The organism is Pseudomonas sp. LBUM1672 (genome assembly GCF_059695655.1).
In genome coordinates this window covers 5,897,818-5,914,610 of the sequence record NZ_CP166781.1, presented here as the reverse complement: position 1 = coordinate 5,914,610, position 16,793 = coordinate 5,897,818, and the positions used below count along the sequence as shown (strand labels likewise).

Sequence of the window (16,793 nt, the reverse complement as noted above, 5' to 3'; positions counted from 1 at the left end):
GGCCTGCAAAACAAAATGTCGCGCAGTGTATCAGTCCCCGGTCACTTACCTCGAATGTTCTGGACGAACGCAAACCTTGTGGCGAGGGGATTTATCCCCGTTGGGGTGCGTAGCGCCCCTTTGATCTGCCTCCTCGGTGGGTCAGACTGACTGCATCAACCTTCTCAGGATTGCTGCGCAATCCAACGGGGATAAATCCCCTCGCCACAGATAAATCATTCACCACGAGTATCCGGTTCAGTGTTCGATGTGCTCTTCCGGACGTTTGACGCGCCGTCCGTCTTCCTTTGAGAGCTGTGAGAAGATCGTCGCGGCCAGCATCGCCATGATCCCGACCGTTACAAAGGTCAGCTGGAACGCACCCAGCACCGTGTCCACACCGTCGTTGCCGATCTCCGCGGTGAAGCCGCCGAGCAAGGCGCCGGCGCAGGCAACACCGAGGCTCAGGGATAATTGCGCGACCACCGACAGCAGGCTGTTGCCGCTGCTGGCGCTGGCGTCGTCGAGGTCGATCAGGGTTACGGTGTTCATGGCGGTGAACTGCAAGGAGTTGATCGCCCCCAGAATCGACAGCATCACCAATAGCAGCCAGTACGGCGTCTGCTCGCTGACCAGGCCCATGCTCGCCAGCATCAGCCCCAGCGCCAGGGTGTTGCCGGTGAGCACAATGCGATAGCCCAGACGCTCGATCAGCGGCCGCGCCACCGACTTGGCGACCATCGCCGCAGCGGCCAGCGGCAACATGCTCATCCCGGCCTGGGACGGCGAATAACCCAGCGCCACTTGCAGCAGCAACGGCACAAGGAACGGCAGGGCGCCGCTGCCCAGGCGGGCGAACAGATTGCCGAGGATGCCCACGGCAAACGTCCGGGTCTTGAACAGCGACGGCGCGAACAGCGGATTATCGATGTGCCCGGCTCGCAGCCAATACGCCGCCAGACACGCCATGCCGCCGAACAGCAGCAACATCACGCGCAGGTGCGGCAGGTGCAGTTCGCCGAGGCCTTCCATGGCGATGGTGATCAGCACCATCGCCGCGCCAAACAGCAAGAAACCGAGGCTGTCGAAGCGGGTGCGTTCGCTGCCACGCAGGTCGGGGATGAACCTCCACACCGCGTAGCAACCGACAGCGCCCACCGGCAGGTTGATCAGGAAGATCCAGTGCCAGGTCAGGTATTCGACCATCCAGCCGCCCATGGTCGGACCGATCAACGGGCCGAGCAGGCCGGGGATGGTGATGAACCCCATGATCCGCACCAGTTCCGAGCGCGGATAGGCGCGCAGCACCACCAATCGCCCGACCGGCAGCATCAGTGCACCGCCCAGGCCCTGGATCACCCGGGCGCCGATCAGCATGCTCAGGGTGCTCGACAACGCACAGAGCAATGAGCCGAGACTGAACAGCAGGATCGCGCCGAAGAAGATTTTCTTGGTGCCGAAGCGGTCGGCGATCCAGCCCGAGGCGGGGATTAGCAGTGCGACGGTGAGCATGTAGGCAATGATCACGCCCTGCATGCGCAGCGGATCTTCGGCCAGGTCGCGGGCCATGGCGGGCAGGGCGGTGTTGAGGATGGTCCCGTCGAGGGATTGCATGAAGAAAGCAATGGCGACGACCCACGGCACCCAGCGGGCGGTGACAGCGTCGAGAGGCGGGCGGTTGGGCATGGGACCTCTTGTGAGTCGAAGTTACTGCAAAGTCATGGCGGGACTGACTCTGTGGTGAGGGGATTTATCCCCGTTCGGCTGCGCAGCAGTCGTAAATCCGGCTGATGCGGTCTGTCTGTCAAACCGCGTTTACCAATTTGGGGCCGCTGCGCAGCCCAACGGGGATAAATCCCCTCGCCACAGGATCCCCTGTGTACAGGGGATTTGTGTTTACAGAGTTAAGGTCAATCGGCTGACAAGCGCGCCCGGCAACAACGCCGAGGCCGTGGCCCGCTGGCTGTAGGTGCTGGCCGACAACATAAGCTCACGTTCTTCGGTCAACGCTTCCAGCTGCGAACCGAGCAAGCTGTAGGCACTGTCATCAAAGCGCATGGTGCTCACCGGCGCCTGAATCTCGCCGTTCTCGACCCAGAACGTCGCAAACCGCGTCATGCCGGTCAGGCGTGCCGCCGGTTGATCCGAGTAGTTCAGGTACCAGAGGTTGCTGATGTACAAACCGGTGCCCAGTTGCTTGAGAATCTCTGCGTCAGGCAACGTGCCGGCTGCCATGTTCACCGCACTCGGCATTTCACCACCGCTGGCGCCGTTGGCGGTCAGGCCGTACTCGGCGGCGCTGCGTGAACTGACCATCTGCGCGCCGGCCTTGCCTTCGACGATCAAGCCGAGATCGCTGCGCGGATAACCTTCGCCGGAGAACGCCGGGCTCAAGGAACCGCTGACCTTTTCATCGACCGACACCAGCGCGCTGAACGAGCTGTCGCCCGCATAAAGCTTCTGCAATGGGCTGTGTTTGCTGGCAATCGACTGCGCCGAGAAACCGCCCCAGCCCAGCATGTCCATGATTTCCCCCAGGGCGGCCGGCGCCAGATAGGCGCGGTACTGACCCGGCGCCAGGGTGCGTTGCGGTTTGCCCAGGAATTCCAACTGCTCGTGCGCCTGCGCAAAGCGTCTGGCAAATCCTTCGCTGCTCCAGTCGTGCCCGGCGTAGCTGGCTTTCACCGCTTGGCCATTGTCATGGAACAGGCTGAAATCGAAGTTGAAGCTGTTGGCCTGATGCCAGCCAAACGAGCCTGAAGAACTGGCGAAGCCACGACTGATCGGCCCGGCGGCATAGAATCCCACGAGATCCAGACCTGCGGCCGCCTGAGTGATTTCGGCTACCACTTGCTCGGTGTCCGGCAGCGGATGCGCCTGCACGTTCTTGCTCTGCCAGCCGTTGTGGTTGAGCATCAAATACGGATCCTGCGGCAGCAGCGGCAAGGTTTCGCGCAACTGTTGCAGACCTTCGGCCAGCCGTTGAAGGTCAACTTCAGCATCACCGGAAAGGGTAATGTTCAGGTCGGCATGCCGACCGTCGTTGATCAGTTTGAAACCGACGCTCGCTTGCTGCACCTGACCAGCCTGGCGCACCTTGCCGTGATTGAAGCGCACGAAGGCCGAGGACTCGGCGGCGTAGCTGAGGGTGAATTGCTCCGGCTCGCGAATCGCATCGCGCAGCCAATTGACCAAGGCTTTGAACGACTCGGCCTGAGTGTTTGACGTACTCATCAGGCGTCTCCCCCAAATACATCTACGTTGCTGAACACGCAGGCCGGCGAGGCATGGCCGACGCGAATCACCTGATTCGGTTCGCCCTTGCCGCAGTTTGGCGTGCCCAGGACCTTGAAGGTGCTGGCGTCGCCGACGGCGCTGAGGCTTTTCCAGAAGTGCGCGGAAATCGCCCGGTAATTCGGGTTCTTCACCACGCCTTTGAGCTCGCCGTTTTCGATCAACTGCGCCCATTCGCAACCGAACTGGAACTTGTTGCGCGCATCGTCGATGGACCACGAGCGGTTGGTCGACATCATGATGCCGTGTTCGATATTGCCGATCAGTTGTTCCAGCGGTTGATCGCCGGGCTCGATGTTCAGGTTGGCCATGCGGTCGATCGGTGGACGGTTCCAGCCACAGGCGCGGCTGTTGGCAACGCCGTCCATGCCGGCACGGAATTGCGACAGCGCACCGCCCAATGGACGCAGCAACAGGCCTTCTTTGATCAGGAATTGCTTGCTCGCGGCCGTGCCGTCGTCGTCATGGCCGTAGCTGGCGAGTTGCTCGGGAATATCGGGATCGAAGGTTACGTTCAGCAGTTTCGAGCCGTATTGCAGATGACCGAAGTCTTCTGCCTTGACGAAACTGGTGCCGGCGTAATTGCGTTCATCGCCGAGGATGCGATCCAGCTCCAGCGGGTGACCTATGGATTCGTGGATCTGCAGCATCATCTGGTCGGGCATTAACAGCAAATCGCGCGGGCCTTGCGGAGTATTGGGCGCCAGCAGCAATTGCAGCGCCTGATCGGCGACTTTCGGCCCCGCTCCGACCAGGCCGCAGCGGCTGATGACGTCGGCACTGCCTTGCTGGCCGAAGTTCTCGCGGCCCAGGCTGCGGGTCTGGCTGTCGCTGCCGTCGTAGGCGGTGACATCGAGGCCCGGGTACACAAAACGTTGGGCCTGACGCAGTTCCGCGCCGGCGCTGTTGAGGTAGATCTGCTCGACATGGGTGATACCGATGCTCACTTGCCAGTTCACCAGACGCTCGTCCTTGGGCACGGACGCGGATTCGGCGCCGAGCAGTTGGTAGCAATCGCTCAGGGACGGGAAGGGCTGGTCGAGGTTCGGCGAAAAGTAGTCGGCGCGGTCGCTGGAGACGGCTTGCTCGCGCAGGTCGAGCAGGGCGTGGGGCTTGAGTCGGCGGGCTTGTTGCTCGGCGCGCTCAAGAGCCGCTTGCAGGCCTTGTTGCGACAGGTCGTTGGTCGCGGCGTAGGCTTCGACGCCGTTGACGCGCACGGTCAGCATCGCGCCTTCGTCACGGCTCAGGCTTGGAGGTTCGGCGACATTCTTGCGCACCGACAGGTACTGGCCGGACTCGCGCACATAACGCAGCGAAAAGAATTCAGCGCCCGTGCGCAAGGCAGCGAAGCGCTGCTTGAGCTGGGGGTGGAAATCGAACATTCGGGAACCTCCTTGGTCTGGAGTGGCGGTGCAGCGGTGTTGCGAAGGGGGGTGAAACGTTTGCGTGGCGCTAGATTAGGCCTGGGCGGGGGGTAGGATCAAGGGTGGTGCGATGTAGGAAGGGATAACCGGGAGATGTGGGGCGTTTGGTCAGGCCCCATCGCGAGCAGGCTCGCTCCCACAGTTGATCTTGGGTGTTCACAGAATCTGTGTTCACAGAAGATCCCTTGTGGGAGCGAGCCTGCTCGCGATTGGCCGTGACGCGGTGTAACGGTCTTACTGGGCAGTCAGGCTCACATCCCGCAACGGCTTGCCACGCACCGGCGCATCGCCGGCAACGAAGTAATCAGCCTTGCTGCGCGGCAACGGCTGGCGACCACGGATCTTGTCGGCGATTTTCTCGGCGATCATGATCGTTGGTGCGTTCAGGTTGCCGGTGGTGATGATCGGCATGATCGAGGCATCGACCACGCGCAGGGCTTGCAGGCCGTGTACACGACCTTCGCCATCGACCACGGCCATGTCGTCGGTGCCCATCTTGCAGGAGCAAGACGGGTGGAACGCGGTTTCGGCGTGTTCGCGGATGAACTTGTCGAGCTGCTCATCGGTTTGCACGTTGATGCCCGGGCTGATTTCGCGGCCACGGAAAGCGTCCAGTGCAGGCTGTTGCATGATTTCACGGGTCAGGCGGATGCCGTCGCGGAATTCCTGCCAGTCCTGCTCGGTGGCCATGTAGTTGAACAGGATGCTTGGGTACTCGCGCGGATCCTTGGACTTGGCCTGGATGCGACCGCGGCTCGGCGAACGCATGGAACCCATGTGCGCCTGGAAACCGTGCTCTTTCACGCCGTTGCTGCCGTTGTAGTTAATGGCAACTGGCAGGAAGTGGTACTGAATGTTCGGCCAATCGAATTCTTCGCGGGTACGGATGAAACCGCCGGCTTCGAACTGGTTGCTGGCGCCGATGCCGGTGCCGTTGAACAGCCATTCGGCACCGATGGCCGGCTGGTTGTACCAGAGCAGCGACGGGTACAGCGAGACCGGTTGGGTGCAGGCGTATTGCAGGTACAGCTCGAGGTGATCCTGCAGGTTTTCGCCGACGCCTGGCAGGTCATGGACCACCGGGATGTCGAGCTTGTTCAGCAGTTCGGCCGGGCCGACGCCGGAGCGTTGCAGAATCTGCGGCGAAGCGATGGCGCCGGAGCACAGCAGTACTTCTTTGCGGGCACGGGCTTCAACGCGCTCTTCAGCGGCGCCGATCAGGTAACGCACGCCAACGGCACGCTTGCCTTCGAACAGAATCTTGTCGGTCAGCGCGTGGGTGACGATGGTCAGGGTCGAGCGCTTCTTGGCCGTGTCCAGGTAACCGCGAGCGGTGCTGGCGCGACGGCCGTTCGGCGTCACGGTGCGGTCCATCGGGCCGAAGCCTTCTTGCTGGTAACCGTTCAAGTCTTCGGTGCGTGGATAACCGGCTTGCACGCCTGCTTCAACCATCGCGTGGAACAACGGGTTGTTGCCGGCCTTCGGCGTGGTCACGCTGACCGGACCGTCGCCACCGTGGTAGTCGTTCGGGCCGATGTCGCGGGTTTCGGCCTTGCGGAAATACGGCAGGCAGTTCAGGTAGTCCCAGTCTTCCAGACCTGGAAGCTTGGCCCAGTTGTCGTAGTCCATCGCGTTGCCGCGGATGTAGCACATGCCGTTGATCAGCGAAGAACCGCCCAGACCCTTGCCGCGACCGCATTCCATCCGGCGACCGTCCATGTGTGGCTCTGGATCGGTTTCGTAGGCCCAGTTGTAGCGACGGCCTTGCAGAGGGAACGCCAGGGCGGCCGGCATTTGCGTGCGGAAGTCCAGACGGTAGTCCGGGCCGCCTGCTTCGAGCAGCAGGACGGTGACGCCTTCGTCTTCAGTCAGACGGGTCGCCAGGGTGTTACCGGCCGAGCCGGCACCGATGATGATGTAATCGAATTCTTGGGACATTGAATGCACCCTCTTTGAAGTTGGTCAGGTCGCAGATCGCCTTGACGCCGCGCAACCTGTGGTGAGGGGATTTATCCCCGTCCGGCTGCGCAGCAGTCGTAAACTCAGCGACTGGTTCTATCTGAAGAGTCGCGGTGTCTGGATAGGGGCCGCTGCGCGGCCCAACGGGGATAAATCCCCTCGCCACAATGGCGTTCGCTCCAGACTTCGCGCAGATCAGAAAACCGAGGCGTAATCGCCCAGTTCGACCTGTACCGATTTGATGCGTGTGAAGTTGTTCAGCGAGCTGATGCCGTTCTCACGGCCCACGCCCGACTGCTTGTAGCCGCCGACCGGCATCTTGGCGTCGGACTCGCCCCAGGCGTTGATCCAGCAGATACCGGCTTCCAGTTGATGAATCACGCGGTGAGCGCGGTTCAGGTCCTTGGTGACGATACCGGCGGCCAGGCCGAAGTCGGTGTCGTTGGCACGACGGATCACTTCTTCTTCGGTGTCGTAAGTCAGGATCGCCATCACCGGGCCGAAGATTTCTTCGCGAACGATGGTCATCTCGTCGGTGCAGTCAGTGAACACGGTCGGTGCCACGAACGCGCCTTTGGCGAATTCGCCTTCGGTCAGACGACCGCCGCCGCACAGCACGCGAGCGCCTTCTTCCTTACCTTTGGCGATGTAACCCAGCACGCTTTCCATGTGGGCGAAGCTGACCAGCGGGCCGAAGTTGGTGTTCTCGTCTTCCGGGTTGCCGATGCGGATGCGCGCAACGCGCTCAGCGATCTTGGCTTCGAAAGCGGCTTTCAGGTGAGTCGGTACGAACACGCGAGTGCCGTTGGTGCAGACCTGGCCGGAGCTATAGAAGTTGGCCATCATCGCGGTGTCGGCGGCGCGATCGAGGTCGGCGTCGTCGAAGATGATCAGCGGGGATTTGCCGCCCAGTTCCATGGTCACGTCTTTCAGCGACGAAGCGGAAGCGCTGGCCATGACCTTCTTGCCGGTGTCGGTACCGCCGGTGAAGGAGATTTTTTCGATGCGCGGGTGCTCGGTCAACCAGGTGCCGACTTCACGGCCGCTGCCGGTCAGGACGTTGAACACGCCGGCTGGCAGGCCTGCTTCGGTGTAGATCTCGGCCAGTTTCAGCGTGGTCAGGGAAGTGACTTCGCTTGGCTTGAAGATCATCGCGTTACCGGCTGCCAAGGCAGGAGCGGATTTCCACAGGGCGATCTGAATCGGGTAGTTCCACGCGCCGATACCGGCCACGACGCCCAGCGGCTCGCGACGGGTGTAGACGAACGACGTGGTACGCAGCGGGATTTGCTCGCCTTCGATGGCGGGCACCAGGCCTGCGTAGTATTCCAGCACGTCAGCACCGGTGACGATGTCGACATACTTGGTTTCGGAGAACGACTTGCCGGTGTCCAGGGTTTCCAGGGCTGCCAGTTCATCGTTGCGCTCGCGCAGGATGTCCACGGCACGACGCAGGATGCGCGAACGCTCCATGGCGGTCATCGCGGCCCAGATTTTCTGGCCCTTTTCGGCGCTGACCACAGCGCGTTCGACGTCTTCTTTGGTCGCACGCTGTACTTTTGCGAGGACTTCTCCGTTAGCCGGGTTGATGGCTTCGAAAGTGGCGTCGCTGCTGGCGTCGCTGTAGCCGCCATCGATGTAGAGTTTTTGCAGTTCGAAACGGGCCATAAAGTCCTCGCAAGTGCATAAGTGGTTGGCGTTGACCACTGCGGTGAAGCCATATAGGTGTGGCAACACCGATCAGTAGCAGTTCAGGGGTTGAGCGGTTATGTGTGCTCTAACTCACCTGCTTGGCCAGTTGGAAATCCATGTATTCGTAAGCGATCTGGTGCGCTTGCTCAGTGTCGAAAGCATCTCCCGACAGGGCTCCGCGCAACCACAAACCGTCGATGAGGGCTGCCAGGCCTCGTGCTGCGCTGCGTGCATCATCTAGCGGCAGTACACGGCGGAACTGGCAGCACAGGTTGGAATACAGGCGGTGATCGTTGATCCGCTGCAACCTGTGCAAAGACGGGTGGTGCATGCTGGTGGCCCAGAAGGCCAGCCAGGTTTTCATTGCCGGGCCATTGACCTGGCTGGCGTCGAAGTTGCCTTCGATGATCACCTGGAGGTGCGCCCGCGGGCTGCTGTCCTCCAGCGCCTGACGGCGCGCGGTGACGTTCTCGCTGAGGACACTCATCAGATACTGCGCCGTGGCAGCAATCAGGCCGTTCTTGTCCTGAAAATAGTGACTGATGATGCCATTCGAGACACCGGCCAAACGGGCGATCAGCGCAATGCTGGCGTCCCCCATTCCGACCTGATCGACCGCCTGCAATGTGGCTTCGATCAACTGCTGGCGGCGGATGGGTTGCATACCGACCTTGGGCATCTTGCACATCTCCTTAGGCCTTCCGGTGGACGTCAAACGTCTATCGGATTGAAGGCCAGTCTATTTTGTTTTGATTGAACGTTCAATCAACAAAGAATAAGATCTGCGACAAATCGTCGCTGCCTACAGGTTTTTCCTACGTGTAGTGGGCGGAAAAACGACATCCGAAAACGCTCGAAACCCACGCGCGCTGGCGCTCCCGGGCTTCGGGCTTTTTTCGGGGTCTCTTTATATCACCCGTCGGTCGGCTGCCAACTAACCGATTAGTCGGGTAACGCGTTGCCTTGTGTTCTTCTCTCGCACTGCCTGGAGCATCTGTGCCATGAGTTCTGCCTCTCTTATAAAGACCCCACCCCAGAAGGTGACGGTCAACGGTTGGGTGTTCTACACCTCTACCGCGTTGATTCTGTTGTTGACCGCCATTCTGATCATCGCCCCGCAAGAGGCCGGCAGATTGCTCGGTATCGCCCAGGCCTGGTTGTCCCGCAGCTTCGGCTGGTACTACATGGTAGTGATCGCTGCCTATCTGGTATTCGTCGTCGGCCTGGCGTTTTCGTCCTACGGCAAACTCAAGCTGGGCAGCAAGGACGACACCCCGGACTTCAGCTACGGCGCCTGGGCGGGGATGCTGTTCTCGTCGGGTATCGGCATTTCGCTGCTGTACTTCGGTGCTTCCGAGCCGCTGGACCACTACTTCAATCCGCCGGAAGGCGTGGCCGGCAGCAACATGGCCGCCCGTCAGGCTGTACAGCTGACGTTCCTGCATTGGGGCCTGCATGGCTGGGCGATCTACGCCTTGGTCGGCCTGGCGGTGGCGTATTTTGCCTACCGTCATAACCAGCCGTTGGCGTTGCGTTCGGCGCTGTATCCGCTGGTGGGCGAGCGCTGGGTCAAAGGCGCGGCCGGTCACGCGGTGGACGGTTTCGGCATGTTCGTGACCCTGCTGGGTCTGGTGACGAACCTGGGGATTGGTTCGCTGCAAGTGTCGTCGGGGCTTGAAAACCTGTTCGGCATGGAACACAACAACACCAACCTGCTGATCGTGATCATTGTGATGAGCACCGTGGCGACCATCGCCGCCGTGTCCGGCGTGGAAAACGGCATTCGTCGTCTGTCCAACCTGAACATCGTGCTGTTCAGCGGCCTGCTGATTTTCGTGCTGCTGTTCGGCCCGACGTTGCACCTGCTCAACGGCTTCGTGCAGAACATCGGTGACTACCTCAACGGTATCGTACTGAAAACCTTCGACCTCTATGTGTACGAAGGCAGTGGCGAGAAGAGCGAGCGCTGGATGGGCCTGTGGACCTTGTTCTACTGGGCCTGGTGGATTTCCTGGGCCCCATTCGTCGGCATGTTTATCGCGCGTATTTCCCGTGGTCGCACGGTGCGCGAACTGGTGGCCGGCGTGCTGCTGATCCCGCTGGGTTTCACTCTGGCGTGGCTGTCGATCTTCGGTAACTCGGCCCTGGACCTGGTGATGAACCATGGGGCGGTGGAGCTCGGGAAGACGGCGCTGGAACAGCCGTCGATGGCGATTTATCAGCTGCTTGAGCATTACCCGGCGTCGAAGATTGTTATCGGCGTGTCGATTTTCGTCGGTTTCGTGCTGTTCCTGACCCCGGCGGATTCTGGCGCGGTGATGATGGCCAACCTTTCCTGCAAGGGCGGCAATGTTGACGAAGACGCCCCGCACTGGCTGCGGATCTTTTGGTCGGCGGTGATTACGCTGGTGACCATCGGCCTGCTGTTCGCCGGTAACTTCGAAGCCATGCAAACCATGGTGGTGCTGGCCGGTCTGCCGTTCTCGGTGGTGCTGGTGTTCTTCATGTTCGGCTTGCACAAGGCCATGCGCCAGGACGTGCAGATCGAACAGGAGCAAGCGGAACTCGCAGCGCGCGGTCGTCGTGGTTTCAGCGAGCGTCTGACGCAGCTGGATCTGCAACCGAACCAGTCGATCGTTCAGCGCTTCATGGACAAGCAAGTCAGCCCGGCGCTGGAAGAGGCGGCGGTGCAATTGCGCGGTCAAGGCCTGGAAGTGCAAACGTTGCTGGGTAAATCCAAGCGTTGCATGGGTGTGCGCATCGAGATGGAAGAGGGCAACCCTTTTGTCTACGAAGTGAGCCTGGACGGCTACCTGGCGGCGGCGAGTGACACGGTCTCGGCGGAGAGTGCTGACGAACCGCGTGCGCGCTACTACCGCGCCGAGGTTTACCTGCACAACGGCAGCCAGGATTACGACTTGATGGGCTTCACTCAGGATCAGATCACCCGTGACGTGCTCGATCAGTTTGAAAGCCATCGGCAGCTCCTTGGCCGGGTTTATAGCTAAGTAATCAAGGACGCGGTGTTTCGCTCTGAAGCACCGCGTCGGCTTCATCGCCAGCAGGCTGGCTCCCACAAGAGAATGCATTTCAATGTGGGAGCCAGCCTGCTGGCGATGGGGGTTGCAACTGCAACACTGCATCACCCGATATCCCATAAACAAAAACGCCGCGATCCTCTCGCGGCGTTTTTGTGTCTGCTGCCTTACCCCAGGTTCTTGCCGAGCAGCGCGTGGTACAGCTCGCTGTCGCCCAGAATCCCCACAACCTTGTTGTTGTCGTGCAGGACCAGCTTATTGCCCGTCTGATAACGAATCTGCAGCGCATCGCGCATGCCGATGTTGGAGTCCACCAGCGTTGGTCGACGACCCAGGCCTTCAACCGCTTGCCCTGGAATCCAGTTCTGCAGGTCCAGGCTCGCCCCGTTCTGGCGGGCGCCCTTGATGGTGTTGCCTTCGGCCAGGTCCAGCCACGAATCGCCGCCCGGATCGAGACACACCGAACCGTTGATGCGTTTGCAGTTGTCCAGGGTGCGCATCAGGCTGCGACCGCAAAGAACGTTCAGCGGATTAGTGTGCGCGACGAAGGTCCGCACGTAGTCGTCTGCCGGGTTCAGCACGATTTCTTCAGGCTTGCTGTACTGCACGATCCGGCCGTCTTTCATGATCGCGATACGGCTGCCGAGCTTCAGGGCTTCATCGAGGTCGTGGCTTACGAACACGATGGTTTTGTTCAACTTGCTTTGCAGTTCCAGCAGTTCGTCTTGCAGGCCTTGGCGGATCAGCGGGTCGAGTGCCGAGAACGGTTCGTCCATCAGCAGAATGTCGGCGTCCATCGCCAGTGCACGGGCCAGGCCCACACGTTGCTGCATACCGCCGGAGAGTTCGTCAGGCTTCTTGTTGCGCCACTGGGTCAGGCCCACCAGCTCAAGCTTGTCGTCCACCAGCTTGCGCCGTTCCTTTTCCGGGCGACCCTGCATTTCCAGACCGAAACTGATGTTCTCGCGCACCGTCAGCCAAGGCATCAGGGCGAATTTCTGGAACACCATCGCAATGCGCTTGGTGCGCATCATTTTCAGCTCTGCCGGGGTGCAGGACGCGATATCGATCTGCCTGCCTTCGTGCTCGACGAACAGCTTGCCGCGGCTGACGGTGTTGAGGCCGTTGATGCAGCGCAGCAGGCTGGATTTGCCGGAGCCGGACAAACCCATCAATACGCAGATTTCACCTTTTTCGACGTCCAGGCTGGCTTTTTCAACGCCCACAATCTGCCCGGTCTTTTTCAGGATCTGGTCGCGGGTCATGCCCTGGTCGAGAAGCTTGAGCGCCTCGCGCGGGTCTTTGGAAAAGATTACGTCGACGTCTTCGAAGCGAATAATGCTCATGCGTCACCCCCTACTTTAGCGTCGGGTTGTTTGCAGATACGGTCGAGCATGATCGCCAGCAATACGATCGCCAGGCCGGCTTCGAAGCCCAGGGCGATATCAGCAGTGTTCAGTGCGTTGACCACGGGTTTGCCCAGGCCGTCGGCGCCCACCAGTGCCGCGATCACCACCATCGACAGCGACAGCATGATGCACTGGGTGATACCGGCCGCGATGCTTGGCATGGCGTAGGGCAGTTCGATGCGTGCGAGCAGTTGACGGCGCGAGCAGCCGAAGGCTTTGCCGGCGTCCATCAATTCTGCGGGAACATCGCGGATACCCAGGTAGGTCAGGCGGATAGGCGCGGCAATCGCGAACACTACCGTGGAGATCAGGCCCGGGACCACACCCAGACCGAAGAGGGTCAGGGTAGGAATGAGGTACACGAAGGTCGGCACGGTCTGCATCAGATCGAGCACCGGACGCATCAGTGTGTAGAACATCGGTTTGTGCGCGGCGACGATGCCCAACGGCACGCCGATGACCACGCAGACCAGGGTCGCGAAGAGCACCTGGGCGAGGGTTTCCATGGTTTCCTGCCAGTACCCCAGGTTGAGGATCAGCAGGAAGGAAGCGATGACGAAAACGGTCAGCCCCCACTTTCGTTGAATGAAGTGTGCCAGTAGCGCGATGAGGCCGATCAATGCCAGCGGGTTGAACCAGGTCAGCGCGAAAGTCACGCCGTGGATCATCGTTTCCAGTGACACGGCGATGGCGTCGAAGGTGTTGGCGCCGTGTTGCGTCAACCATTCAACGAAGCCTGCGATGTACTGGCCTAGAGGTATTTTCTGATCAATCAGCATGGTAGTGAACGTCCGCATGCAAGGAAATAAACAGCCCGGGCGAGCGAACCCGCCCGGCGTAAGCGGTGCTTCTTAATTCAAGGCTGCGCGAGCTTGGCTTTCACGGCCTCCAGGCCTGGTTTACCGTCAATGGTGGTCACGCCAGCGAGCCAGGTATCGAGCACCTGTGGATTCTTTTTCAGCCAGGCCTTGGCGGCCGCGTCAGGCTTCATTTTGTCGTCCAGGACGTTGCCCATCAGCGTGCTTTCCATGTCGAGGGTGAACACCAGGTTTTTCAGCAACTGTCCGACGTTGCTGCATTCCTGCGCGTAGCCCTTGCGGGTGTTGGTGAAGATGGTCGCCTGACCGAAGTTCGGGCCGAAAAAGTCGTCGCCGCCTGTCAGGTACTTCATCTTGAAACGAGTGTTCATCGGGTGCGGTTCCCAGCCCAGGAACACCACGGCGGTGTTGCGGCGCTGGGCGCGATCGACTTGCGAGAGCATGCCTGCCTCGCTGGACTCGACCACCTTGAAGCCGGCGTCTTTCAGGCCGAAGGCGTTCTTGTCGATCATGCTCTGGATCAGGCGGTTGCCGTCGTTGCCTGGTTCGATGCCGTAGATTTTGCCGTCGAGTTCTTTCTTGAACTTGGCGATGTCGGCGAAATCTTTCAGACCCTTGTTATACAACTCTTCGGGCACGGCGAGTGTGTATTTTGCGTTTTCGAGGTTGGCGCGCAGGGTCTCCACGGTGCCGGCATCGCGGTAGGCCTTGATGTCGTTTTCCATGGTCGGCATCCAGTTACCCAGGAACACATCCATGTTCTTGCCGTCGGCCAGGGACTTGTAGGTCACCGGGACGGAAATCATCGTGGTTTTGGTTTTGTAGCCCAGGGCATCGAGAACGACGCTGGTGGTGGCGGTGGTGACAGTAATGTCAGTCCAGCCGACATCGGAGAAGTTTACGGTGCTGCATTGAGCGGGTTCTGCAGCTTGAGCCAGTAACGGCAGACTCAGCATGGCGGCCAACAACAACGACGGGGAACCTTTCATGGATGGACTCCTTGGTGTTTTTTTTGGCAGTGTTCCGACTGGACCACCGCACTTATAGGTTGCGGTTGGATGGCGTTTTGGAGACAGCTCTACCACGGCGCCTTGCAATCGAGTCGATACGATCATGTACCAGTGAAAATCTGACGCCTACAGGGTGCGTCGTAACCAGTACAGGGATGGTCGCATCCAGTGTCGGTGACGTCGTTTACAGCTTTTTTCAGCCCCCTTTACCCCACTGATCCGCAAAAAAACGGCGAAAACGCAGCGTAAAACGCCCGCGGCGTTGCTGAGCATGAGTGCGTCGGTGTGAGACGTCGAACGACACGGCAAAAGCCTGATGATGCGGCCATCCCGGCGGATTGCAGCTTGAGCGTAGCAGCTCCGTCACTGGGCGCTTTTGCGCCTGGAGTTGGCACATCCAGGAGTTCGGCAGTAATGGCTATCAGTGTTTTCGACTTGTTCAAAATCGGCATCGGCCCTTCCAGTTCGCACACCGTTGGACCCATGCGGGCCGCCGCGCTGTTCGTGCAAGGTTTGCGTGAGCAGGGTCTTTTGGAACAAGTGCGGCGCGTCGAAGTTCAGCTTTATGGGTCGCTGTCGGCCACCGGCATTGGTCACGGCAGCGACAACGCGGTGATCATGGGCCTGATGGGCGAGTGGCCGGACGCGATTGATCCGTCGCAAATCGGCATCCGTATCGCCACCCTGCGCGAGACCCACACACTGTTGCTCGATGGTCGCCTGTCGGTGCCGTTTATCTGGGCCCGGGACATGCGCCTGATCGACGAAAACCTGCCTTTCCACCCCAACGCCATGACCCTGGTTGCCGAAGGCGATCACGGTGAACTGCATCGCGACACCTACTATTCCATCGGCGGCGGTTTTGTCGTGGACGAAGCGCAGGCTTCCAGCGGTGTGGTCGATCTGGATCGCACCGTATTGCCGTACGATTTCTCCAGCGCTGTCGAACTGCTCAGCCTCTGTAAGCAGCACAACCTGCGCGTCGCCGAATTGATGATGGCCAACGAGAAAGTCTGGCGCAGCGAGGATGAAATCCGCAGTGGCCTGATGAAGCTCTGGCGCGCCATGCAGGATTGCGTCGATCAAGGCCTGAAACACGAAGGCATCTTGCCCGGCGGACTGAATGTGCGCCGTCGCGCGGCCAAGTTGCATCGCAGCCTGCAAGAGCTGGGTAAACCCAACGTCATCGGCTCGACCTTGAGCGCCATGGAATGGGTCAACCTGTTCGCTCTGGCGGTCAACGAAGAGAACGCTGCGGGCGGGCGCATGGTGACGGCGCCGACCAATGGCGCGGCGGGGATCATCCCGGCGGTGTTGCACTACTTCATGAAATTCAGTGAAGCGGTGACGGACGCCAACGTGGTCGACTATTTCCTCAGTGCTGCAGCGGTGGGGATTCTGTGCAAGAAGAATGCTTCGATTTCCGGTGCGGAAGTCGGTTGTCAGGGCGAGGTTGGTTCGGCCTGCGCAATGGCGGCGGCTGGCTTGGCGGAGATCCTTGGCGCCACGCCGGAGCAACTGTGCAACGCGGCGGAAATCGGTCTGGAACACAACCTGGGCCTGACCTGCGATCCGGTGGGCGGGCTGGTTCAAGTGCCGTGCATCGAGCGCAATGCGATTGCCGCGGTGAAAGCCATCAACGCGGCGCAGATGGCGTTGCGCGGGGATGGTCAGCACTTTATCTCGCTGGATCGGGTGATCCGCACCATGCGCGATACCGGCGCTGACATGCATGACAAATATAAAGAGACATCGCGGGGTGGTTTGGCGGTAAGCGCAGTCGAGTGCTGAGACCGAGTTGACCTTGTGGCGAGGGGCTTTTGTGGCGAGGGGATTTATCCCCGTTGGGTCGCGAAGCGGCCCCAGAATCTTTACGACTGCTGCGCAGCCGAACGGGGATAAATCCCCTCGCCACAGAAAGGTCATTTGCCAGAGAAGACCAGTCAAAACTGCGCGCTAAGTGAACACCGGAATCAAAACGCGCCACCTTTTAGAGCGTCGCTTACAGATAAGCCACTTGTCCAAGATCCGGGATCCAGATTGGCCATTACCGCCTGTCACCTGTGCTTGCGGTGACACTCTCCATCAGGTCGCCGTAGCCCTGTTCCCACAAGTGCTACCGATTTGCTCAAGCCCAACGGGGCAGAGCGCCTCCCTCCGTTAATGGCAC

General features: G+C 60.3%; 11 protein-coding genes. 2 read left to right on the top strand and 9 right to left on the bottom strand.

The annotated features are described in order from the left end of the window. Positions 1–237 precede the first annotated feature (237 nt). The 6 genes from mdtD to betI form a co-directional block, all read right to left on the bottom strand. Entirely contained in the window at positions 238–1,665 is a 1,428-nt protein-coding gene (gene mdtD / locus ACA053_RS27070) for a multidrug transporter subunit MdtD (protein WP_497394081.1), read from the bottom strand. 210 nt (positions 1,666–1,875) lie between these two features. Continuing rightward, positions 1,876–3,213, bottom strand: a complete 1,338-nt coding sequence (locus ACA053_RS27065; protein WP_497394080.1) for a TldD/PmbA family protein — start codon at positions 3,211–3,213, stop codon at positions 1,876–1,878. Next, the gene (locus ACA053_RS27060; RefSeq protein WP_497314189.1) at positions 3,213–4,655 is read right to left on the bottom strand and encodes a TldD/PmbA family protein; all 1,443 of its coding nucleotides are present in this window, start codon (positions 4,653–4,655) and stop codon (positions 3,213–3,215) included. The genes ACA053_RS27065 and ACA053_RS27060 overlap by 1 nt, the downstream gene beginning before the upstream one ends. 276 nt (positions 4,656–4,931) lie before the next feature. Beyond that, positions 4,932–6,635 (bottom strand): choline dehydrogenase, encoded by a 1,704-nt coding sequence (gene betA / locus ACA053_RS27055; protein WP_497394079.1) that lies wholly within the window; start codon positions 6,633–6,635, stop codon positions 4,932–4,934. Between the two features lie 216 nt (positions 6,636–6,851). Then, positions 6,852–8,324 carry a betaine-aldehyde dehydrogenase gene (betB, locus tag ACA053_RS27050; RefSeq protein WP_109635480.1) on the bottom strand — a complete coding sequence of 491 codons (1,473 nt, stop codon included), beginning with the start codon at positions 8,322–8,324 and terminating at the stop codon, positions 6,852–6,854. A 109-nt stretch (positions 8,325–8,433) separates the two neighbouring features. After that, complete coding sequence (gene betI, locus ACA053_RS27045; RefSeq protein WP_008151939.1) at positions 8,434–9,027, bottom strand: transcriptional regulator BetI; 594 nt, start codon at positions 9,025–9,027, stop codon at positions 8,434–8,436. Between the two features lie 379 nt (positions 9,028–9,406). On the opposite strand from betI, the gene ACA053_RS27040 reads away from it, so the two are divergent. Further along, a complete protein-coding gene (locus ACA053_RS27040; protein ID WP_497318360.1) occupies positions 9,407–11,356 on the top strand; it encodes a BCCT family transporter in 1,950 nt (649 codons plus the stop codon). A gap of 197 nt (positions 11,357–11,553) precedes the next feature. Here ACA053_RS27040 and choV read toward each other — a convergent pair whose 3' ends face one another. The 3 genes from choV to ACA053_RS27025 all read right to left on the bottom strand — a co-directional run bounded on the left by choV (position 11,554) and on the right by ACA053_RS27025 (position 14,602). Continuing rightward, positions 11,554–12,732, bottom strand: a complete 1,179-nt coding sequence (gene choV / locus ACA053_RS27035; RefSeq protein ID WP_109635477.1) for a choline ABC transporter ATP-binding protein — start codon at positions 12,730–12,732, stop codon at positions 11,554–11,556. Beyond that, entirely contained in the window at positions 12,729–13,574 is an 846-nt protein-coding gene (gene choW / locus ACA053_RS27030; RefSeq protein WP_109635476.1) for a choline ABC transporter permease subunit, read from the bottom strand. Before choW ends, choV begins: the two co-directional genes overlap by 4 nt. Positions 13,575–13,651: 77 nt before the next feature. Further along, positions 13,652–14,602 carry a choline ABC transporter substrate-binding protein gene (locus ACA053_RS27025; protein WP_010466989.1) on the bottom strand — a complete coding sequence of 317 codons (951 nt, stop codon included), beginning with the start codon at positions 14,600–14,602 and terminating at the stop codon, positions 13,652–13,654. 435 nt (positions 14,603–15,037) lie between these two features. On the opposite strand from ACA053_RS27025, the gene ACA053_RS27020 reads away from it, so the two are divergent. Beyond that, positions 15,038–16,414 (top strand): L-serine ammonia-lyase, encoded by a 1,377-nt coding sequence (locus tag ACA053_RS27020; protein WP_109635474.1) that lies wholly within the window; start codon positions 15,038–15,040, stop codon positions 16,412–16,414. Positions 16,415–16,793 lie beyond the last annotated feature (379 nt).